This is a genomic window from Lysobacter sp. Root604 (genome assembly GCF_001427505.1).
In the GTDB taxonomy this organism is placed as follows: domain Bacteria; phylum Pseudomonadota; class Gammaproteobacteria; order Xanthomonadales; family Xanthomonadaceae; genus Lysobacter.
In genome coordinates, this window is record NZ_LMGS01000009.1 from 1,041,077 (window position 1) to 1,061,284 (window position 20,208).

Sequence of the window (20,208 nt, forward strand, 5' to 3'; positions counted from 1 at the left end):
GGTCGATCCCTACGCCTATGGAGAGCGGCATGCATATCGGACTGTTCAGGATTGGGAGGGCCGCCGCATTGCGTCGGGCTTGCTTCGGTGTCGTGTGGGCCATGGCCACGACCTCCGTGGCGGCCGCGAGCGAGCCCGACGACGGCGCATCCGGCGTGCGGGCGGCGGCCCATGAAATCCGCGCGGCGCTGGCGGATATCCAAAAGACGCCGGGCTCTTTTCCCGCGGTGTCGGCGCTGATCGTGCACGGCGACGCCACTCCTCTGCGATTCGTCCAGGGCGTCGCGCGCGCGGGGCATCCTGGAACGGTCGATCGCGGATCGCGGTTCTATATCGCTTCGCAAACCAAATCGTTCATCGCCTTGTTGGCCGCCCACCTCGACGAGACCGGCGTGCTGCCGCTGGATACCAGTTTGGCGGAGATCTGGCCACGACTGGTGCTGCCGGCGCCCGCGGATCCGGCCAAGATCACGATGGCGGATCTGCTGTCGCATCAGGAACGATTGAAGACGGATACCTTGAACTTCCTGACCGCCTACGTGCGCGCCGTGCCCGCGAGCGACTACCCGGCCATGCTCGCGCGCTACACCGAAGCGCGCGAAGAGGGGTTCCGCTACGCCAACATCGGCGACCTGATTTACGGCGCCGCGCTGGAAACGCGGACCGGCCGGGATTGGAAAGACTGGTTGCGGCAGGAAGTGCTGCGGCCGCTGCGACTGGAACAGGTCCATAGCCGCTCATCGCAAGCGCCCACGCATCGGATGGTGTGGAACCATCGTTGGGACGGCAGCGCGTGGATCGCGTATCCGCCCAAACCGGACGAGTTGATGCACGCGGCAGGCGGCTTGCTCGCCTCCACGGACGACATGGCGACCTGGATGCGGGCCAACCTGCGCCGGCATTCTCCGACCGGAACCCCGTCGGCCCGTGGCTTCGAGCGCGCCCAGCGCCCGATAGCCCAGGCGAAGCTATCGGATGGCGAGTTCGTGTGCGACGGATACAGTCTCGGCTGGTACTCGTGCGTCTACAAGGATGAGCGCGTGTTGATGCACCCCGGTAGCTACACCGGCGTGGTGTCGGCCACCGTGCTACTGCCGGCGAGGGACGCCGGTTTTTCCTTGGTGGTGAACAGCGATAGCGCGATCGAGGGGCTGGCACTGGAGCTGATGAAGGCCTTTATCGGCTTATCCACCGACAAGGGCGGCGAAAGCGAGCGCCTGCGCAAGGCGGTGGCGGACTATCCCTCGCGCCTGGCGCGTGTCGTCTCGGCACGACGTGAGAGTGTGCAAAAAGCCCGCGCCGACGGCATCTGGGGCGACTGGGCATGGATGCCGTCGCAGGCCGAGACGCGCCGATATCTGGGGGTGTTCCGCAGCGAGCGTCTGGGCAGCTTGGAGGTGGTGCAGGGCGCGCACGGCTTGGAGGTCCGGCTGGGTGAGATGCGTCTGAATTTGACGCCGGCGAGCCCCGGCTTGTTCGGCGCCGGCAAGTCCCCGCTCGACGCACCCGAGGTTTTCCGCTACGCCGATGACGTCGATTCCTTGCATTGGAACGACGATCGCTTCGTTCGCGTGCGTTAGGCGCCAGTCGGAGCGCGGCGGACAGCCAGAGGGCGATACGCGTCGGGCGACGCCTCGGCCGCCCGGGCACGAGCGTTTGCCGAATTTTTGATATTGCGCCTGAACAATGAGGGCTACCTAGTTCACTGCGGGATCGCCTCATGTCGCTACGACGCACCCTCTGGATTTGCTTACTCCTCGCGGCGGCCTCGCCCAGCAGCGCGCTCGCGCTGACGCCGGCGGCACCGGATACCTCGAAGGCATCGCCCTCGGTGCTGATCGTGCTCAGTTCGGCGGGCCGCGACGGCGGCAAGACCCGGCCGGGCTTCGAGATGGACGAGTTGGCGCAGGCTTGGGGCATCTTCGTGGATAACGGCCTGCAGGTGAAATTGGCGAGCCCGGCTGGCGGCAAGGTCGAAGCCGACGCCTACAACGCGCGCGATGCCGCCAATGCGCGCCTGCTCGCGCATGCGGGCGTCATGGCGCAATTGGAAGCCACGGCGCGTATCGACGAGCTGGATCCGGCGGCCTACGACGCGGTCTACGTGGTGGGCGGAAAGGGCGCGATGTTGGACCTGGCCGAGCATCCGGGGCTGGCGGCCTTGTTGGGGCGCGTCTACGACCGCGGCGGCCTGGTCGCCGCCGTCTGCCATGGCAGCGCCGCCCTGGCCGAAGTGCGCCTGGCCGATGGCCGTCGGCTGATCGAGGGCAGGCGGGTCACCGGCTTCAGCGCCGAAGAGGAAAGCGTGTTCGGCAAGAAGTGGTCCCAGGCGTTTCCGTTCGTACTCGAGGACGGCCTGCGCGCGCGCGGCGCGCGCTGGGTGGAGGCGCCGCTGATGATGCCCATGCTGGCGGTCGACGAGCGTTTGATCACCGGCCAGAACCCGTACTCCACTCATGCCGTCGCCGAGGCGCTGGTCCGTGCCCTGGGCATGACGCCGCAGCCGCGCGTACCGGACCGGGACGAAGCCAGCCTTGCGCTGCTTCAACGCGCCCTTGCGGGCAGCGCCACCGCGGTCACCGAACTCGCCGACGCGCCCGCGCGCTTCCACCCCGAACTGATCGGCATCATCGGCCACTACCAACTGCAGCTTGCCCAGGACGACGCGGCGGTGCGCGCGGCGCTGGTCGCGATGGACTTGGCCGCGCCGTACATGACCGCCCCGGAGCTGAGCCTCAGCCGCGCTGAAGCGTACCGGCGCCTGGGTCGGCGCGACCAGGCGCGCAGCCTGCTGGACCGCGTGCTTGCGACCCACCCGCAGTTGCCTGAAGCTCAGGCCTTGATGCGGCGATTGGACGAGTGAGATGACGCGTTCCGGTCTCAGGGTGTTGGTGGTGGAGGACAGCCTCGCACTGCAGGCGACGCTGGCGACCTTGTTCGAGTCCCACGGCCATCGCGCCGACTTCGCCGCCGATGGTCGTCGCGGCTTGCAACTCGCGCTAGACCAGCCGCCCGACGTCCTGGTGCTGGATTTGGGCCTGCCCGGTTTGGACGGCCTGCGCGTGTGCCGGGAGTTGCGCGCGCGCGGATCGCCACGTGCCGGTGCTGATGTTGACGGCGCGCGATGCGGTCGCCGACAAACTGCAGGGCTTCGATGCCGGCGCCGACGACTATCTGGTCAAGCCCTTCTCGGGCGCCGAGTTGCTCGCACGCTGCGTCGCCCTGTCGCGTCGCCACCGCGTCGGTGAAGCGAACGATCTGAGGATCGGCAGCCTGGTGATCGATCGACGTAGCGGCGCCGTCCGGCGCGGAGACAGGATCTTGGCGCTCAACCAGAGCGCCTTGCACCTATTGCGCGCCCTGGCCGAGGCCTATCCGCGTTCGCTCACGCGTTCGGAGCTGGTGCGCCAGCTGTGGGGCGACGAGTCGCCGCCGTCCGATCCGCTGCGCACGCATCTGTATCTGCTGCGGCGCGAGCTCGACCCGCCGGGCGTGTCGCCGATGCTGCGCAACGTGCATGGCGTCGGCTACCGTCTGGAGACGGACCTGTGAATCCGAACCGCCGCCTGCAGCGGCGCATTCTGCTGGTGCTGGCCAGCGTCACGCTGGCCGTGGCGGCCGTGTTCTCGCTGTATGCCGTGGTTTTCACCTACGAAGTCGAGGACGCGTTCCTGAACGCGCAGGTCGCGGACGAGGCCGCGTTTCAGAAGGCGCGCCGAGCCGAAACCGGCTATTGGGGCCCCACCCGAGACCCGCGCATCCAGCTACATCGCAGCCTCGCCACGCTACCTCCGGAGGTGGCGCAGCTGATGCGTCGCGAACCGCAACGCCTGGAGGCCTCGGGGCGCGACGGCCGCCATTATCACGTCCGAGCCTTACGCGCGGACGGGGAGGTCGCCTGGTTGCTGTACGACGTCAGTCGCGGCCTGGTGGTGAAGCCGATGCGCGATTCCATCCTGTGGCTGCTCGCGTGGACCTCGCTGATCGCCGTCGCGCTGGCCCTGGTCGCGGGTTACCTAGTGTCGCGGCGCATCACCCGGCGCCTATCGCGTCTGGCCGACGAGGTCGACCATCTGGACCCGGCCCGTCTGCCGTCGAGCTGGTCGTCGGCGGACGGCGACGACGAAGTGGGTGCGGTCGCTCAAGGCCTGGAGGACATGACCGCGCGCCTGCGCCAGTTCATCGAGCGCGAACGCGGCTTCACCCGCGACGCCAGCCACGAATTGCGCACGCCGCTGGCCGTTATTCGGGCAGCCGGCGAGCAACTGGACCTGCAGCCCGAGTTGGGCCCGGCGGCGCGCGGCCATGCGCGCCTGATCCGCGAATCCACGATGCATCTGGAGCAAACCGTGGATACCCTGTTGACCCTGGCGCGCGAGGAGCACGCCGATGCCCCGGCGGTCGAGTTGCGCCTGCTGCCGCTGCTGGAACAGATCGTGCTGGAGCAATCCTGCCGCCTCGACGGCAAGCCGGTGCAGCTGCGCTTCGACGTGCCGGACAGCGCGCGGGTACGTGCGCCGGCGGCCGTGCTACGCATCGTCCTGACCAACCTGGTCGGCAACGCCTTCGCCCATACCGATGCCGGCACGATACGCATAGGTGTCGAAGAAGACGCCCTGCTCATCCGCAACCCCGCGCGCGAGGACGCCTTCCCCGTGAGCGAGGAAGGCGTCGCGTTGTTTCGCAAGGGCGACGGCAGCGACGGCTTCGGCCTGGGGCTGACTATCGTGCATCGCCTGTGCGGACGGTTCGGGCTGGGTCTGCGTTTCGAATCCGTGGACAACGAGTTGATCGCGCGCCTGCCTTTGACGCGCGGCGATATGTCGCATGCGGAAGCGTCGACGCCTTGAGGGCCGGCGCTTGCGAGGATGTCCGAACCGCGCGCGTGGATCGCCGCCATGGTCGGGACGGTCGCCTCCAGGCTCATGCCGCTTCCTTCGCGCCACTCCGGATCGAATCAGGGCGACGACCATTTACAATGAATCGGATGTTTCCGAACCCATGAGATGGCGATGACCGAGCGACTGTTCGTATACGGAACGCTGGCCCCGGGCCGCATCAATGCGCACGTTATGGCCGACATTCCGGGGCGATGGGAGCCCGCGAGCGTGGTCGGCACCTTGCTGCAGGAAGGCTGGGGCGCGGCGGCGGGTTTTCCGGGCATCGTGCTGGACGAGGACGGCGCCGAGGTGTCCGGTCTGGTGTTCAGCTCGGATCATTTGGCCGAGCACTGGGCGCGCCTGGACGAGTTCGAAGGCGAGGGCTACCGGCGCGTCCCGACCACGGCGACGCTGGCCGACGGCAGCCGCGTGCAGGCCTACGTCTACAGCTTGAGCGATACGGCCGCGCAGCACGATTGAGCGTCGTCGAGCTCGGCCGCGCCGGTTAGAGCTCTTCCGGCGTCGCTTCGCGCGCGCAGCAGTAGATGGTGACGCCGGTGTCCATGGTCTTGGTGTAGACCAGGTTGCCGTAACGCAGGTGCGTTTCGTCTTTGCAGGTGTAGGTGAACTTGGCCAGCACCAGCTTGTCGTCGCGGCCCAGCTTGCGGGTCTCGTTGAGCTTGTCCAGCGTGCAGCCCGGATAGAGGGTGAGCACGTCGCGCTCGACGATGCCCGGGGTGACGCCGCAGCCGGCCAGCAGGCAGACGGCGAGCAGCAGAAGAATTCGAAGCATGTGTCCCCGGCGGCGTGTGCGGCGCGATGCCTGCGTCGCGCAGGCTTCCTGCAACTGGACTGCGCATCCAACTGCGTGCCGCCAAGGATACAGGCGGCCGGCTTCGCGCTTCGGGTTAGCGCCCGCCTGCGGCACGATCGCCGCGCGGGCGGGTCAGGGCGGGGCGCCGCCCCGGTCGAGATCGAAGAACCGTCGGGCGATCAGCCCGCTTCGTTCGCCTTGCCGTCTTTGTTGAGGGAGTGGACCAGCTGCAGGTGGGCGTCGCCCATGGCATCGGACAGCGAGCGATAGGCCTCGTCTTCGCTGCCGTTCCAGACCATCGAGGCGGCCTGGGCGCGGATCGCGAACGGCGCGCAGCCGGGGTCTCGCCTCGGGCGACCAATGGGTGTACAAATGTACACCTATGGACCCGATCGACTCCCTGCCGCCGCAACGCGCCGCCGTGCTGGCCTTCCTGCGCCGGGAGCTGGCGGCCGGGCGCGCGCCCAGCCTGGCCGAGATCGCCGCCGCCTTCGGTTTCGCCTCGCGCAATGCCGCCCAGAAGCACGTACAGGCCCTGGTCGCCGACGGCCTGCTGGCCCTGGTCCCAGGCCGCAAGCGCGGCTTGCGCCTGCCCGGCGGCGGCGCCGACGTGCTGCCGCTGGCGGTGCTGGGCCGGGTCGCGGCGGGCGCGCCGATCGGGGCCGACATCGGCCTGGATCAACAACTGTGGCTGGACCGTCGCCTGTTCTCGCCGGCGCCGGATTACCTGTTGAAGGTGCAGGGCGATTCGATGATCGACGACGGCATCCTCGACGGCGATCTGGTCGGCGTGCACCGCACCGCCGACGCCCGCGACGGCCAGACCGTGGTCGCGCGCATCGACGGCGAACTGACCATCAAGCGCCTGCAGCGCACGCGCCGGCAGATCCGCCTGCTGCCGCGCAATCCCGCGCATGCGCCGATCGTGGTGGAAGCGGATCAGGACTTCGCCATCGAAGGCGTCTACTGCGGCCTGGTGCGGCTGGGCTGAGATGGGCGGCGTGGTCGCCATCGAAACCCTGCTGGCCGCGCAGACGCTGTGGCACGCCGGGCGCAGCGCCGGCATCGCCGCCGAGGGCGAGCCTACCGGGCATGCGGCGCTGGACGCGCTGTTGCCGCAGCGCGGCTGGCCGCGACGCGCGCTGACCGAGTTGCTGTTGCCCGCCGACGGGGTGGGCGAGTTGTCGTTGTTGATGCCGACCCTGGTGCGCACGACCCGGGCCGGCGGCACGGTGGCGCTGATCGCGCCGCCGTATCTGCCGTATGCGCCGGCCTGGCAGGCCGCGGGCGTGGAACTGGCCGCGTTGCAGATCGTCGATGCCGGTCCGCGCGATGCCCTGTGGGCGTTCGAGCAATGCCTGCGCAGCGGCGCCTGCGCGGCGGTGATCGGCTGGCCGCTGCAGGCCGATACGCAGGCGTTGCGGCGTTTGCAGGTAGCCGCCGACAGCGGCGACTGCCTGGGTTTCGCATTGCGCGATCGCAAGCACGCGGCCAATCCCTCGCCGGCCGCGCTGCGCGTGGAGTACGCGCGCGACGCGCGCGGCCAGGGCGCCTGGCAGGTGCGCAAATGCCGCGGCGGTCCCGCGCCCGCGCAGACCTACGCACCGGGCACGGCGTGAGACGCACGCATGTTGTGGGCCTGCATACTGCTGCCGCAGCTGGCGCTGGACGCCGTCCTCCGGCGTCTGCCTGATCCCGACCCGCCGCTGGCCCTGGTGGCCGGGCCGGCGCAGCTGCGCAGCCTGCATGCGGTCAATACCCGCGCCGCCGAGGCCGGCCTGCGCGCAGGCATGCGCCTGACCGCCGCGCATGCCTTGCTGCCGGATTTCGCGATGGTGGAATACGAGCCGCAGGCCGAGGCGCGCTGGCAGCGTTTCCTGGCCGCCTGGGCCTACCGCCACAGTTCGCTGGTCAGCGCGCAATGGCCGGGCTGCATCGTGCTGGAGGTGCGCGCCAGTTTCCGCTTGCTGGGGCCGTGGCCGCGCATCGAGGCGCGGCTGCGCGAAGAACTTGCCGCGTTGGGCTTCAGCCATCGCATCGCCCTGGCGCCGACCGCGCGCGCGGCGCACGTGCTGGCCGGTCTCAGCGACGGTCTGGCCCTGCCGCATCCCGGCGCGATGACGGACTACCTGGACCGCGTGCCGGTGCGGCGCGCGCGCCTGCCCGAGGGCGACGGCGAGCGCCTGCAGCGTATGGGCGTGCGCGACCTGCGCGCCTTGCGCGCGCTGCCGCGCGACAGCCTGCGCCGCCGCTTCGGTCTGCCGCTGCTGGAGCATCTGGATCGCTTGTACGGGCAGGCCGACGACCCGTTGAGCTACTACGCGCCGCCGGACCATTTCGATGCGCGGGTGGAGTTGGGCTACGAAGTGGAAAGCCACATGGCGCTGCTGTTTCCGCTGCGGCGTCTGCTCGGCGATCTGTGCACCTATCTGTCGATCCGCGACGGCGGCGTGCAGCGCTTCGTGCTGCGCCTGGAGCACGAAGGCGCGCACACCGACGTCGAGGTCGGCCTGCTGGCGTCGGAGCGCGAGCCGGCGATGCTGTTCGAGCTCACCCGCAATCGTCTGGAGCGGGTCCGGATCGCGCAGCCGGTGGTGGCGCTGCGTTTGCTCGCGCGCGAACTGCCGCCGTTCGTGCCGGCCTCGCGCGATCTGTTCGATCTGCGCGCGCAACAGACCCAGCCCTGGCCGCAACTGCGCGAACGCATGCGCGCGCGCCTGGGCGACGAGGCGGTGTATCGGGTGGCGCCGGCCGGCGATCCGCGCCCGGAGCGGGCCTGGCGACGCGTGGACGGCGACGAGACCCGCATCGGCGCGGCGCCCGCGCGTCCGCCTCGCCCGCTGTGGCTGCTGCCGCAGCCCGTGCCGCTGCGCGATCCGCAGCCGCGCATCCTGTCCGGCCCCGAGCGCCTGGAAAGCGGCTGGTGGGACGGCGCCGATGCGCGGCGCGATTACTACGTGCTGGAGACCGGCCAGGGCCAGCGCGCCTGGGCCTATGCGGCGCCGGGCGAGCGCGAGGGTTGGATGCTGCACGGGTGGTTCGCATGAGCTGGGACGATGCGGTGAACGGCGTCGACCGCGATACGCCGGGCGGGCGTCCGCCGCGCGCCTGGGAAGTCGCGCAGCGGCTGCGCCTGCAGGCCGCCAACGACGACACCGACAGCGCCGACGATCTGCCCGCCTACGCCGAGCTGCATTGCCTGTCGGACTTCTCCTTCCTGCGCGGCGCGTCCAGCGCCGAGGACCTGTTCGCGCGCGCGCTGCACTGCGGCTACGAGGCGTTGGCGATCACTGACGAATGCTCGCTGGCCGGGATCGTGCGCGCCTACGAGGCCTCGCGCGCGACCGGCCTGGATCTGGTGGTGGGCAGCGAGTTCACGCTGGAGTGCGGGCTGAAGCTGGTGCTGCTGGTGGAAACCCAGGACGGCTACACCCAACTGTGCCGGCTGATCACCATCGCGCGGCGTGCCGCGCCCAAAGGCGCCTACCGCCTGACCCGGCAGGACCTGCAGCAGGTGCTGGGCGATACCGAGGCGGGCGTGTTCGCGCTGTGGCTGCCGGCGTCGGTGCCGGACGCCGAGCAGGGAGGCTGGCTGCGCGCCCTGCTCGGCGAGCGCGCGTTTCTGGCGGTGGAACTGCGCCGCGAGGACGACGATGTCGCGCGCCTGCAGACCTTGATGGCGCTGGCGGCGCAGCTGCGGCTGGTGGCGCTGGCCAGCGGCGACGTGCACATGGACCTGCGTCGCCAGCGCGTGCTGCAGGACACCATGACCGCGATCCGCCACAACACGCCGCTGGCCGATTGCGGCGCGCAGCTGTTCCGCAACGGCGAGCGCCACCTGCGCACGCGCCGCGCGCTGGGCAACATTTATCCGCCGCAGTTGCTGGCCGCCGCCGTCGGGCTCGCGCGTCGCTGCCGCTTCCGCATGGATCAGGTGCGCTACGACTATCCGGCCGAACTAGTGCCGGACGGGCATACGCCCACCACCTGGCTGCGCGCCCTGACCGAGGCCGGCATGCGCCAGCGCTGGCCGGAAGGCGCGCCGGCGCAGGTCGTCGCGCAGATCGACGGCGAGCTGGAACTGATCGCCAAGCTCAAGTACGAGGCCTTCTTCCTGACCGTGGAGGACATCGTGCGCTACGCTCGCTCGCTCAACATCCTGTGCCAGGGGCGCGGGTCCTCGGCCAATTCGGCGGTGTGCTACGCGCTGGGCATCACCGCGGTGAATCCGGCCGAGAGCCGTTTGCTGATGGCGCGTTTCCTGTCCGAGGAGCGCGGCGAGCCGCCCGACATCGACGTCGACTTCGAGCACGAGCGGCGCGAGGAAGTGCTGCAGTACGTGTACGCCAAATATGGCCGCGAGCGCGCCGCCCTGGCCGCCACCGTGATCCGCTACCGCGGCAAGAGCGCGGTGCGCGACGTGGCCAAGGCCTTCGGCTTGCCGCCGGACCAGATCGCGCTGCTCGCCGAATGCTACGGCTGGGGCAACGGCGAGACGCCGATGGAGCAGCGCCTGGGCGAGGCCGGCTTCGATCCGGACAATCCGCTGATCCGGCGCGTGCTGGCGGTGACCGCGCAACTGCGCGGGCATCCCCGCCATCTCTCGCAGCACGTCGGCGGCTTCGTCATCAGCGATGCGGCCCTGAGCACGGTGGTGCCGGTGGAGAACGCGGCCATGGACGAGCGCACCATCATCCAGTGGGACAAGGACGACCTGGAGACCATGAAGCTGCTCAAGGTCGACTGCCTGGCGCTGGGCATGCTGACCTGCATCCGCAAGGCCGTGGACCTGATCGAACGCCATCGCGGCTATCGCCTGGACATCGCGCATCTGCCGGCCGGCGACGGTCCGACTTACGAACTGATCCAGGCCGCCGACACGGTCGGCGTGTTCCAGATCGAATCGCGCGCGCAGATGAGCATGCTGCCGCGCCTGAAGCCCAAAAACTTCTACGACCTGGTGGTGGAGGTTGCGATCGTGCGGCCCGGTCCGATCCAGGGCGGCATGGTGCATCCCTATCTGCGGCGGCGGCAGGGCAAGGAGAAAGTGGAGTATCCCTCGGCCGGGATCGAGGACATCCTTGGCCCGACCCTGGGCATTCCGCTGTTCCAGGAGCAGGTGATGGAGCTGGTGATCCACGCCGGTTACGAGCCGCACGAGGCGGATCATCTGCGCCGTTCGATGGCGGCCTGGGGCCGCGGCGGCGACATGGAACCGCATCGCGAGCGCATCCGCGAGCTGATGGAGGGCAAGGGGTATTCCTCCGCCTTCATCGAGCAGATCTTCGAGCAGATCAAGGGCTTCGGTTCCTACGGTTTCCCGCAGAGCCATGCGGCCTCGTTCGCCAAGCTGGTCTACATCAGCTGCTGGATGAAGCGACACGAGCCGGCGGCCTTCGTCTGCGCTTTGCTCAACGCGCAGCCGATGGGCTTCTACTCGCCCAGCGAAATCGTGCAGGACGCGCGCCGTGGGCGCGGCGGCCGCATCGGCGTGGAAGTGCGCCCGGTCGACGTGAGCCGCAGCGATTGGGACAACACGCTGGAGGGCGGCGAGCTGCGCATCGGCGAGGACGGTGGCCGCCAAGCGGCGCTGCGCCTGGGCCTGCGCCAGATCGGCGGCCTGTCGAAAACGATGGCGCTTGCGCTGGTGGCCGCGCGCGCGCAGGCGCCGTTCACCGACGTGCGCGACCTGTGCCTGCGCGCCGGCCTGGACGAGAAGGCGCGCCACGCCCTGGCCGAGGCCGGCGCCTTGCAGAGCCTGGCCGGGCATCGCCATGCCGCGCGCTGGGCGGTGGCGGGGATCGAGCGTCAGCGTCCGCTGCTGCCCGACAGCCCGGACGAGGACCTCATCGAATTGCCGGCGCCGACCCAGGGCGAGGACGTGGCCTCCGACTACCGCGCGGTCGGCCTGAGCCTGCGCGCGCATCCGCTGGCTTTGCTGCGCCAGCGCCTGCAGCAGCTGCGGGTGATGGACTCGCAGCAGCTGAGCGCGCAGCGGCACGGGCGCGGCGTGCATGCGGCCGGCATCGTCACCCAGCGCCAACGCCCGGCCACGGCCGGCGGCACCATCTTCGTCACCCTCGAGGACGAGCACGGCTCGGTCAACGTGGTGGTGTGGCAGGACGTGGCGCTGCGGTCGCGCAAGGCCCTGCTGGGCGCGCGTCTGCTGGCGGTGCGCGGGCGCTGGGAGCAGGTCGACGGCGTGCGCCATCTGATCGCGCGCGAGCTGCAGGACCTGAGCCATCTGCTCGGCGAGCTGCAGACCAGCTCGCGCGATTTCCATTGAGGTCGGCCATGAAAGCCCTGTGCGACTACGCCGACGACCTGTTCGCGCCCGACTGCCAGACCCTGGTGGACGACGCCGAAGGCGGGGTGCGCTATTGGCCCGGCTTCGTCGATGCCGCGACCGCGCGGGTCTGGTTCGAGGCGCTGCATGCGCGCGCGGCCTGGACGCATCTGCAGCGCCCCATGTACGACCGCATCGTCGACGTGCCGCGCCTGCTCGCCCACTATGCCACCGACGAGCTGCCCGACGCATTGCCGCTGGCGCGGATGTTGCAGCAGGTGCGCGCCCGGGTGCCGGCGCCGTACAACCGCATCGGCATGAACCTGTACCGCGACGGCCACGACAGCGTGGCCATGCACCACGACAAGCTGCACACCCTGTTGCGCGGCCATCCCATCACCCTGGTCTCGCTGGGCGCGCCGCGGCGCATGCTGATCCGCGCCCAGCGCGGCGCGCGCGAGACGATCGCGGTGGACCTGGCCCCGGGCAGCCTGCTCAGCATGAGCCACGCCTCCCAGCTCAGCCACGAGCACGGCATCCCCAAGACCCGGCGCGCGCAGGGGCCGCGCATCAGCGTGGTGTTCCGCGTGCGGCCGCCGGGCTAGCGCGCCGGGGCGGGCGAAAGCACGGTCGACGCGACTACGCGGTCGCGCGCCCGTGTAGCATCGCGGACGCCGCGCCCTGGTGCGCGTTCCCTCCGCTGCCTCGTATCGCCGTGTCCCGACTGCAATTGCTGGACCTGAGCATCGATCTGCAACGCCAACGCGTGGAGCGCGAGGGCGTGGCCTTGGACGTGTCCGGGCTCAGCTTCCGCCTGTTCGCCTGCCTGCTCTCGCACGGCGACCGCGTGCTGGGTTTCGATCAACTGGCCAGCGAGGTCTGGGCGCCGGCGGTGGTCAGCGAGGAAACCATCACCCAGCGCATCAAGCTGCTGCGCCAGGCCCTGGGCGACGACAGCCGCGCGCCGCGCTACATCCGTTCGGTGCGCGGGCAGGGCTATCAGCTGTGCGCGCCGCCGCGGCTGCTGGCGGAGGCCGAGACCGCGCCGCAGGCGCCGACGCGGCGAACGCGGCGCTGGCTGTGGGCCGGGCTCGCGGCATTGGCATTGATCGGCGTGGGCGCGGCGCTGTGGTGGCGGGCGAACCACGAGCGGCCGCGCTCGCCGTTGCTGGCGCGAGCGGCCTACTACGCCGGCATCGGCCAGGCCGACAACAACGAACGCGCGATCGCGCTGTACCAACAAGCCTTGGCCGCCGATCCGGACGATGCGACGGCGTTGCTGGGGCTGAGCCGTCTGTCCAGCGCGCGCACCTGCCTCTACAACGGCGGCCGCGACGATGCCGAGCGCGGGCTGCGCCTGGCCCGGCAGTTGCTGCGCCGCGATGCCGGCAGCGCGGCGGCCTGGAGCGCCTTGGGCTATGCGCACGATTGCCTGGGCGATATCGGCCAGGCCGTGGCCGGCTACGAGCGCGCCTTGCGCCTGGACCCGGACGACGACCACACCCGCGCCTCGCTGGCCTATCTGTATCAGGAGCAGGGCAAGATCGCCGACGCCCTGCGCGGCAACATGCAACTGCGCGGCGATCCGGCGCGGGTGCGTTTCCGCGACGTCCAGGTCGCGCGCGAACTGGAGCTGCTGGGTTTCGCCGAAGCCGCGCGCCGCCGCCACCAGGCTAATTTCCGCCTGTTCCCCGACAATGTGTTCTCCAATATCGCCTGGCCGCGCAGCCTGTTCGGCGCCGGCCGCTACGACGAAGCGGCCAGCGCCTTGAACGAAGCGCTGACGCGCGGCACGCCGCATCCTGAGCTGTATCTGCTGCAAGGCGAGCTGGCCCTGCAACGCGGCGATCGCGCGGCCGCGCGCCTCGCGTTCGCGCAGGCGCGGCGCCTGCGCCCGCAGGGATCGCTGGGGATCACCGTCGACGGGCTCTACGCCGAACCCGCGCCGAGCCCGCAATGGATCGCGCAGCGCATCGCCGAGCTGCGTCCGAAGTCGGCGCAACCGGCGCCCTGGCCCAGCCTGTACCTGGAGCTGGCCTTGCTGGAACTGGGGCGGCGGCAGCCGGCCGCGGCCGTGGCCGCGCTGGACGAGGCGGTCGGCGCGGGCTATCGCGACCGCGCCTACCTGCAGGCCTCGCCCTTGTTCCGCGCCTTGCACGGCAATCCCGGCTACGCACGCGTGCTGGCGCGCATCGATGCCGACCTCGCGGCCCAGCGCGCGCGGGTGGCGTCGGCCGACTGGAAGCCGGCCGACCTGCCCTGAGTCAGCGCAACGCGGCTAACAGCTCGCGGAAGATCTCGCGCGACTGGGTGTGGCCGTCGCGCTGGTTGTAGGCGCTGCTGGTGATGGTTACCACCAACTGCCGCTCCGGTACCACGAACACATAGTTGCCGCCGTTGCCGGACATGGCCCAGGCGGCGACGTCGCGGCCGCCGACCTGGAAGTGCATGCGCCACCACTGGTAGCCGTACTCGGATTCGTCGTTGGCCTGGGCTTGCACGCTGGTCATGGCGGCGATGTAGGAGGCCGAGATCACCTGCTTGCCCTGCCAGCGGCCTTGGTCGACCACCAGCTGACCGAACTTGGCCAGGTCGCGGGTGCGGTAGCGGGTACCGCCGCCGCCCATGCCGATGCCCTCGGGCGAACGGTTCCACTGGCTGCGCACGATGCCCAGCGGCCGTTCCAGGGCCTGCGCGGCGAACTCGGACAGCGGCTGACCGGTCGCGCGTTCGACCACCGCGCCGACCACGAAGGAACCGGCGGTGCAGTAGGCGAAGGCGCGCCCGTGCGGGCTGTCGGCCGGCTTGCGCATCCACGGCGCGTAGCCCTTCACCGGCAGCGCCAGGGCGAAGTCCAGCCAGCGCTCGGTCACGTACATGCGCTCCTCGTTGCCGCTGGAGAACGGATTCTCGTCGTCGCATTCCCACAGCGAGCTCATGGTCAGCAGATCGGCCAGGGTGGTCGCGCGCAGGCGCGGGTCGACGCGATGGGCGGCGGTGAACTCCGGGAAGCGGTCGTAGACGCGGTCCTGCACGCCCGGCAGCAGGCCGCGATCGATGGCCGCGCCGGCCAGCAGCGCGGTCACGCTCTTGGTCGCCGAGCGCACGTCGTGCAGGGTCTGGGCGTCGGCGCCGTTGAAGTAGCGCTCATACACGGGCTGGCCGCGCTGGACCGCCATCACGCTGGTCAGCTGCTTGAGGCGGCCGTCGCTCAGGCGGGCGTCCAGCGCCTTCAGCGGCACCGGGTCGAACGCGCTCTCGCTGGGGCGCGCGTCGGGCCAGCCGTCGTCGGCGGCGTACGCGGCGGGACTGGCTAGGGCGAGCAACAGCAGCAGGCGGTGCAGGGACATGATCGGCTCTCATCGGCGGAAGGAGCCGCGATCACAGCGGGAAACCGTCTGAAGTGCCTGATCGGCGAGTGAAGAATTATGAAACCGCGCTGCGACGGGCCTTGCGACGCTTGCGCGGCGCCCGTCGACCTCAGTCGGGCGGCGCGTGTCGGCGCGACGACACCGTGTCGGCATCGACCGGTTCGCGGAACGGCAGCAGGTACATGCGCCACAGGCCCGGCTCGTTGGGACCGATCCCGGTCTGGGCGACCGGGCCCTGGCTGTAGGTACCGAACAGGCGGTCCCAGACGATCGCGTTGCAGGCGTAGTTGCTGTTGCTCTGCTCGAACACCAGCGAGTGGTGGCGGCGGTGGTGGTCGGCGCTGGTGATCAGCCAGGACAGGCCCGGCGTGTGCATGCGCAGGTTGGCGTGCGCCAGCACCGCGTTGACCATCAGCACGATGCCCGCGGCCTCCACCGCCCGTTCCGGTGCGCCGGTGGCGGCGGCCAGCAGCACCAGCGGCAGGATCAGGAACACCACCTCGAAGGGATGGTTGGTGCCGACATTGAGCGCGTGCAGGTTGTGGAAGCCGTGGTGGAAGCCGTGCCCGCTCAGGCGCCACAGCAGCGGCCAGCGGTGGATGGCGCGGTGAATCCAGTAATAGATCAGGTCGGAGGCGAAGAACAGCAGCGCCGCCTGCAGCGGCAGGGGCCAGGTCTCGGGCCACAGTGCGGCGCCGATGCCGGCGCGCAATCCGCTCAGCGCCGGCCCCAGCACCGCTTCGTAGGCGCCCAGCAGCAGCACCGACAGCGCCAACGCGAGCGCGTACACCCCGATCAGGCGCAGGCGCGTGCCCAGGCTTTGTCGCCACTCGGGCATCGCCGGCATCCAGGCCTCCAAGGCGCTGGCCGCCAACAGCGCTGCGATCAGCACGATCAGGCTCGCCGCCCCGCTGGGCAGCAGGCTCCACCACAGCAGCAAGGCGCCGGCCAGGATCGCCGGCTGCGCGCCGCGTTCGACCCAGGCGGTCAGGCGCGGTTGGGGAGCGGAGCTGGACGGCGGCATGCGGGACTCCTGTCGGCATCGGTGACGTCTGCGCTGTTTATAGGCCCCGCGGCCCGCGCGGTCTTGTGCCGGAAGGCCCTGATCCCACCCGCGGCGATGGCTGGGATGGTCGCCGAACGCCAGGTTCGGCTTCGCCTAAACTGCGGCCATGTGCCGCTTCATCACCGCCACCCTGCCCACCGACGCCGACCACGCCGCCTTGGCGGCGATCGCGCAACGGCATGGGCGCCGTCTGCTGCCGATATCCAATCCCAGCATCGACCGCCAGATCGGTCCCGGCCTGCGTCATTACCTGACCACGCCCGGGCATTGCGACTGCGACGTGCCGATCGGCCGGCGCCTGCGCGAGCGCGCCAAGGATATGGACGAGGCGATCCAGCGCCTGCGCCGCAAAGGTTGGAGCGAGGCCAAGATCGAGCGCGCGCTCGCCCAGCAACAGGACAAGCGTGCGCAGCGCGTCGTCGAATCCACGGCGCCGTGGCTGGCCTTCATCCGCGACATGCTGACCCAGACCAAGAACACGCAGATGGGACTGCTGATGCATCACTACAGCGGCGCCCTCGACGCCGACATCGTGCTGTCCGCGCGCGAAAGCCTGCCCTTGCCGATGTTGAGCGAGGAGCTGCTGGAAGGTCTGCGCGAAGACGTGCTCTACGAATTTCGGCGCTGAGCCGTTCGCGCGGCCGCGAAGGCCCTACACTCGCGCCTGATCCCCGCCACGCTCGCTCGCAATGACCTCTACCGGTTTCTTGTCCGTCTTCGCTCCGTCCTTCGCCCTGGGCGGTCCCGTGCTGCTGGGTTTGTGGGGCGTCTTGCGCAGTCGCGGACAAGCGCGCGCGGCCTCGCCGTCGCCGGCCTGGGACTGGAAGCTGATCCTGGCCTCGATGCTGCTGTACGCCTTGAGCTTCAGCCTGATCTTCTTCGTGCAGGAACTGTTCCTGGTCCTGCCCAAGGCGTTCACGCCGGGCTTGCGGCCGACCCTGTTCCACAACAATCACAACTGGGACGGCGACAACCCGCTGGCCAAGCTGTTCCAGGGTACGGGCGCGCTGGCGACCCTGATCCTGGCCGCGCTCTGCGCCTACTGGCTCAAGCGCTGCCCGCCGCGTTCGGCGCTGTGGCGGATGTTCGCGCTGTGGATGGTCTTCCACGGCTGCTATCAGGCCCTGCCGCAGTTCGTGGTCGGCGCGATCTTTCCCGGCAACGACGTCGGCATGGCGATGGAGTACCTGCAGTGGAGCGCGGCGACCAAGACCGTCGCCGCCTTGCTGGCGATGGCTTTGATCGTGTGGATCGCGGTGCGCCTGCTGCGCCCGCTGCTCAGCCTGGCCGCGCAAGCCGATGAGGTCGCCACGCCGGGCCGGCGCGCGGGCTTCGTGTTTCGCGTCGCGACCCTGCCGGGCTTGCTGGCCTTGCCCTTGATCATCGCGATGCGGGTGCCGGGCAGCCTGGACCAGGTTGCGATCGTGCCGGTGGCCGAGTACGTGATCGGCCTGTGGTGGATGCAGGCCGCGGCCTGGTTCGCGATTCCCGCGCGCGCCGGCGAAACCACGCCGGTGCGTTCGATCGCGGTGCCGTTGCTGGCCTTGATCGCCTTGACGCTGATCTTCCATCTGATCCTGCGTCCGGGCATCGCGTTCTACTGAGTGGGGGACGGCGGAGCCTGCGGGTCCGCCGTCCTTAGCCCTCAGGCCTCGACCTCCAGCGTCCATTGCAGCGCCGGCAACGCGCTCAGGAACGCCGCCGCGTCGAAGGTCTGACCCGGTGCGACCACACCCACCGCGTGCGCGCGACCGTCGAGGATCCGTACCAAGGCCTCGACGATCAACGGCGCGCTGACCGCATAGATGTCGCGCCCTTGCGCGAACGCACGATGGCTGCGGCCTTGGCGATGCACGCGCACATCGACCGCATAGCGCTGCGCCGAATGTCCGCTCGCATCCGCGGCGGTCGGCGGCGGCGTGTGCGGATCGCGCACGTCCTGGATCGCGGTCAGGTTCATGTACGAATCCACCCGCGTACTGCGCACATGGCGCGACAGGGTGGCGATCTCCGAGAACGGCAACGCGACGGTGGACTGGACGCCGAAAGGCGCCGGGAAGGTCCAGTCGCGCGTCGCCGGCGGCTGCGCCAGCGGCGACAGTTCGCCATCGGCGATCACCAGCCGCGCGCGCTGATTGCGCTGGCCGGTGATGCGCGTGCCCGCGGTCGGGTGCCAGCTGTCCAGCGCGACCGCTATTTCGATCGCGTCCGCATCGGGCCAATCGTCCAGCGCGGCGGTGGCCAGCAGATCGGCCAGGCCGCCGAAGAAGGCCATCGCCGGTATCGCGACGATGCCGGCGGCGCGGGCGCGCTCGTCGTGGTGTTCGACCAAGTCGAGCACGGCGCCTTGCTCGGCGCACAGGTCCAGATACGGCACTCGCGCACGCAGCGCCGCCTCCAGCACCGGCGCCGCGGTGTCCAGAAAGGGGCCGGCGCAGTTGATCACCGCGGCGGCGCCTTCCAACAGTCGATCCAGCTCGGCTGGCGCCTCGATGGACGCCTGACGGCATTGCAGGTCCGGATGGGCCTGGGCGAGCGCCGCCAACTTGGCGGCGTCGCGTCCGCCCAGGCGCGGCACCAGGCCGCGCCGGAGCAGTTCGGCGATCACGAAGCGGCCGGTGTGGCCGTAAGCACCGTAGACAGCGATGGTGTGCATCAGTTGAAACTCCGTGACCTGGCGTGAGAGAGCGGATGCGCGCTGCAGCGATTCATGCCGTGGCGGCCTGCGCGCGCACCGGCTCGACCGAATGCGCCTGCCAATGCGCGCGCAGTTCGCGGTTGAAGTCCTGCCAACGCTCCTCGGGGAAGAAGATGCGCGCGCCCTCGAACTCCACCCGCCGCACCGTGCCGGGGATGGTCTGCTGCAACCAGAACGACCACTGCAGCGGGAAATAGACGTCGTCGGTGCCCCAGGCGATCAGGGTCGGCGCCTGCAAGCGGCGCAGGCCGTCCTCGATCGCCAGGGTGTGGTGGCAGTCGAAGGCGTTGACGAAGCGTTCCAGCTCGCCCAGGCGCGCCGGTTCCAGCAACGGCCGCAGATAGGTGTCGATGGTGGCGTCGCTGACCTGTTCCGGGCGCTCGTACGCCGGCGCCAACGCGCTGCGGAACACCGATTTGTCGGCCAGCATGGCCTGCAGGGTGTCGCCCAGCCCGCCCGCGGCGACCATCGCCACGAAAGGCTTGAACGCCTCCGGCGGCCAGTTGTCGTGGGCATCGCAGTTGCTCAGCGCCAGGCTGCGAATGCGCTGCGGGTAGAGCGCGGCGAAGATCTGGCAGATGCCGCCGCCGCTGTCGTTGCCGACCAGGTCGACGCGGTCGATGCCCAGCGCATCGAGGAACTGCGCCAGCATGTGGGCGTTGGCGGTAACCGACGCGTCCTGTCCCGTACCGGCCTCGGTGTAGCCGTGGCCGAGCAAGTCCGGCGCGATGCAGCGCCGGCTATCGCCGAGCTCGGCGAGCTGATGTCGCCACAGGTAGCCGTTGAGCAGCACGCCGTGCACGAACAGCGCCACCGGGCCTTGGCCCTGTTCGACGTAGCTGATCCGGCCCGAGGCGGTGTCGACCGTGCGGCGGTCGGCGAAATAGCGCTGACCGCCGCTCATGGCCGCAGCTCCGCTTCGCGCAGCTTGTGCGCGCATTCTTCGCAGCACACTTCGACGGCACGGCCGCCGATCGTGACCTGGATCGCGTGTTCGTCCAGCTCGCTGTCGCAAGCGGCGCAGGTGTTCTCGTTCATGGGGTTCTCCGATAGGGGCCCGGTTCGGGCACGCTCAGGAGACCATCGCGGCGGC

At 70.1% G+C, this 20,208-nt stretch carries 20 protein-coding genes and 1 pseudogene; 14 read left to right on the forward strand and 7 right to left on the reverse strand.

Annotated elements, in window-relative coordinates:
- The first annotated feature begins 29 nt into the window (after positions 1-29).
- From ASD69_RS12845 to ASD69_RS12865, 6 genes and pseudogenes are all read left to right on the forward strand, one after another.
- Positions 30-1,580, forward strand: a complete 1,551-nt coding sequence (locus tag ASD69_RS12845) for a serine hydrolase domain-containing protein (RefSeq protein WP_162250652.1) — start codon at positions 30-32, stop codon at positions 1,578-1,580.
- Between the two features lie 140 nt (positions 1,581-1,720).
- Complete coding sequence (locus tag ASD69_RS12850; RefSeq protein WP_056178438.1) at positions 1,721-2,863, forward strand: type 1 glutamine amidotransferase domain-containing protein; 1,143 nt, start codon at positions 1,721-1,723, stop codon at positions 2,861-2,863.
- A 1-nt stretch (position 2,864) separates the two neighbouring features.
- Positions 2,865-3,020 (forward strand): annotated as a pseudogene (locus ASD69_RS22940) (response regulator); the annotation flags it as partial.
- Between the two features lie 76 nt (positions 3,021-3,096).
- Entirely contained in the window at positions 3,097-3,552 is a 456-nt protein-coding gene (locus ASD69_RS12855; protein WP_304438367.1) for a response regulator transcription factor, read from the forward strand.
- Positions 3,549-4,850, forward strand: a complete 1,302-nt coding sequence (locus ASD69_RS12860; RefSeq protein WP_056178441.1) for a HAMP domain-containing sensor histidine kinase — start codon at positions 3,549-3,551, stop codon at positions 4,848-4,850. The genes ASD69_RS12855 and ASD69_RS12860 overlap by 4 nt, the downstream gene beginning before the upstream one ends.
- Positions 4,851-5,012: 162 nt before the next feature.
- Positions 5,013-5,360 (forward strand): gamma-glutamylcyclotransferase family protein, encoded by a 348-nt coding sequence (locus tag ASD69_RS12865; RefSeq protein ID WP_056179899.1) that lies wholly within the window; start codon positions 5,013-5,015, stop codon positions 5,358-5,360.
- Between the two features lie 25 nt (positions 5,361-5,385).
- Here the strand turns inward: ASD69_RS12865 and ASD69_RS12870 are convergent, their stop codons facing one another.
- Both ASD69_RS12870 and ASD69_RS21975 read right to left on the reverse strand, forming a co-directional pair.
- The gene (locus tag ASD69_RS12870; RefSeq protein WP_056178444.1) at positions 5,386-5,673 is read right to left on the reverse strand and encodes a hypothetical protein; all 288 of its coding nucleotides are present in this window, start codon (positions 5,671-5,673) and stop codon (positions 5,386-5,388) included.
- Between the two features lie 200 nt (positions 5,674-5,873).
- Positions 5,874-6,074 (reverse strand): hypothetical protein, encoded by a 201-nt coding sequence (locus tag ASD69_RS21975; RefSeq protein ID WP_157499184.1) that lies wholly within the window; start codon positions 6,072-6,074, stop codon positions 5,874-5,876.
- Positions 6,075-6,085: 11 nt separating this feature from the next.
- Between ASD69_RS21975 and lexA the strand changes: the two genes are divergently transcribed.
- The 6 genes from lexA to ASD69_RS12900 all read left to right on the forward strand — a co-directional run bounded on the left by lexA (position 6,086) and on the right by ASD69_RS12900 (position 14,243).
- A complete protein-coding gene (lexA, locus tag ASD69_RS12875; RefSeq protein ID WP_056179902.1) occupies positions 6,086-6,685 on the forward strand; it encodes a transcriptional repressor LexA in 600 nt (199 codons plus the stop codon).
- Position 6,686: 1 nt separating this feature from the next.
- Positions 6,687-7,313, forward strand: coding sequence for a translesion DNA synthesis-associated protein ImuA (gene imuA, locus ASD69_RS12880; RefSeq protein WP_056178447.1), 627 nt, complete (start codon positions 6,687-6,689; stop codon positions 7,311-7,313).
- A 9-nt stretch (positions 7,314-7,322) separates the two neighbouring features.
- Positions 7,323-8,741, forward strand: a complete 1,419-nt coding sequence (locus tag ASD69_RS12885) for a DNA polymerase Y family protein (protein WP_056178450.1) — start codon at positions 7,323-7,325, stop codon at positions 8,739-8,741.
- Positions 8,738-11,980 (forward strand): error-prone DNA polymerase, encoded by a 3,243-nt coding sequence (locus ASD69_RS12890; protein WP_056178453.1) that lies wholly within the window; start codon positions 8,738-8,740, stop codon positions 11,978-11,980. The genes ASD69_RS12885 and ASD69_RS12890 overlap by 4 nt, the downstream gene beginning before the upstream one ends.
- A gap of 8 nt (positions 11,981-11,988) precedes the next feature.
- A complete protein-coding gene (locus tag ASD69_RS12895) occupies positions 11,989-12,585 on the forward strand; it encodes an alpha-ketoglutarate-dependent dioxygenase AlkB (protein ID WP_056178456.1) in 597 nt (198 codons plus the stop codon).
- 110 nt (positions 12,586-12,695) lie between these two features.
- On the forward strand, positions 12,696-14,243 hold the full coding sequence (locus tag ASD69_RS12900; protein ID WP_056178459.1) for a winged helix-turn-helix domain-containing protein: 1,548 nt from the start codon (positions 12,696-12,698) through the stop codon (positions 14,241-14,243).
- A 1-nt stretch (position 14,244) separates the two neighbouring features.
- Here ASD69_RS12900 and ASD69_RS12905 read toward each other — a convergent pair whose 3' ends face one another.
- Positions 14,245-15,330, reverse strand: coding sequence for a serine hydrolase (locus ASD69_RS12905; RefSeq protein ID WP_056178462.1), 1,086 nt, complete (start codon positions 15,328-15,330; stop codon positions 14,245-14,247).
- A 130-nt stretch (positions 15,331-15,460) separates the two neighbouring features.
- Positions 15,461-16,375, reverse strand: coding sequence for a sterol desaturase family protein (locus ASD69_RS12910; RefSeq protein ID WP_056178465.1), 915 nt, complete (start codon positions 16,373-16,375; stop codon positions 15,461-15,463).
- A gap of 148 nt (positions 16,376-16,523) precedes the next feature.
- Between ASD69_RS12910 and ASD69_RS12915 the strand changes: the two genes are divergently transcribed.
- Both ASD69_RS12915 and ASD69_RS12920 read left to right on the forward strand, forming a co-directional pair.
- Positions 16,524-17,045 carry a hypothetical protein gene (locus tag ASD69_RS12915; RefSeq protein WP_056178468.1) on the forward strand — a complete coding sequence of 174 codons (522 nt, stop codon included), beginning with the start codon at positions 16,524-16,526 and terminating at the stop codon, positions 17,043-17,045.
- Positions 17,046-17,106: 61 nt separating this feature from the next.
- Positions 17,107-18,021, forward strand: a complete 915-nt coding sequence (locus ASD69_RS12920; protein WP_056178471.1) for a hypothetical protein — start codon at positions 17,107-17,109, stop codon at positions 18,019-18,021.
- Positions 18,022-18,062: 41 nt separating this feature from the next.
- Here the strand turns inward: ASD69_RS12920 and ASD69_RS12925 are convergent, their stop codons facing one another.
- The 3 genes from ASD69_RS12925 to ASD69_RS22490 are packed head-to-tail and all read right to left on the reverse strand — an operon-like array spanning position 18,063 to position 20,153.
- Positions 18,063-19,073 (reverse strand): saccharopine dehydrogenase NADP-binding domain-containing protein, encoded by a 1,011-nt coding sequence (locus ASD69_RS12925; protein WP_056178474.1) that lies wholly within the window; start codon positions 19,071-19,073, stop codon positions 18,063-18,065.
- A gap of 52 nt (positions 19,074-19,125) precedes the next feature.
- Positions 19,126-20,019 carry an alpha/beta hydrolase gene (locus ASD69_RS12930; RefSeq protein WP_056178477.1) on the reverse strand — a complete coding sequence of 298 codons (894 nt, stop codon included), beginning with the start codon at positions 20,017-20,019 and terminating at the stop codon, positions 19,126-19,128.
- Positions 20,016-20,153 (reverse strand): hypothetical protein, encoded by a 138-nt coding sequence (locus ASD69_RS22490; protein ID WP_175488926.1) that lies wholly within the window; start codon positions 20,151-20,153, stop codon positions 20,016-20,018. The genes ASD69_RS12930 and ASD69_RS22490 overlap by 4 nt, the downstream gene beginning before the upstream one ends.
- Positions 20,154-20,208 lie beyond the last annotated feature (55 nt).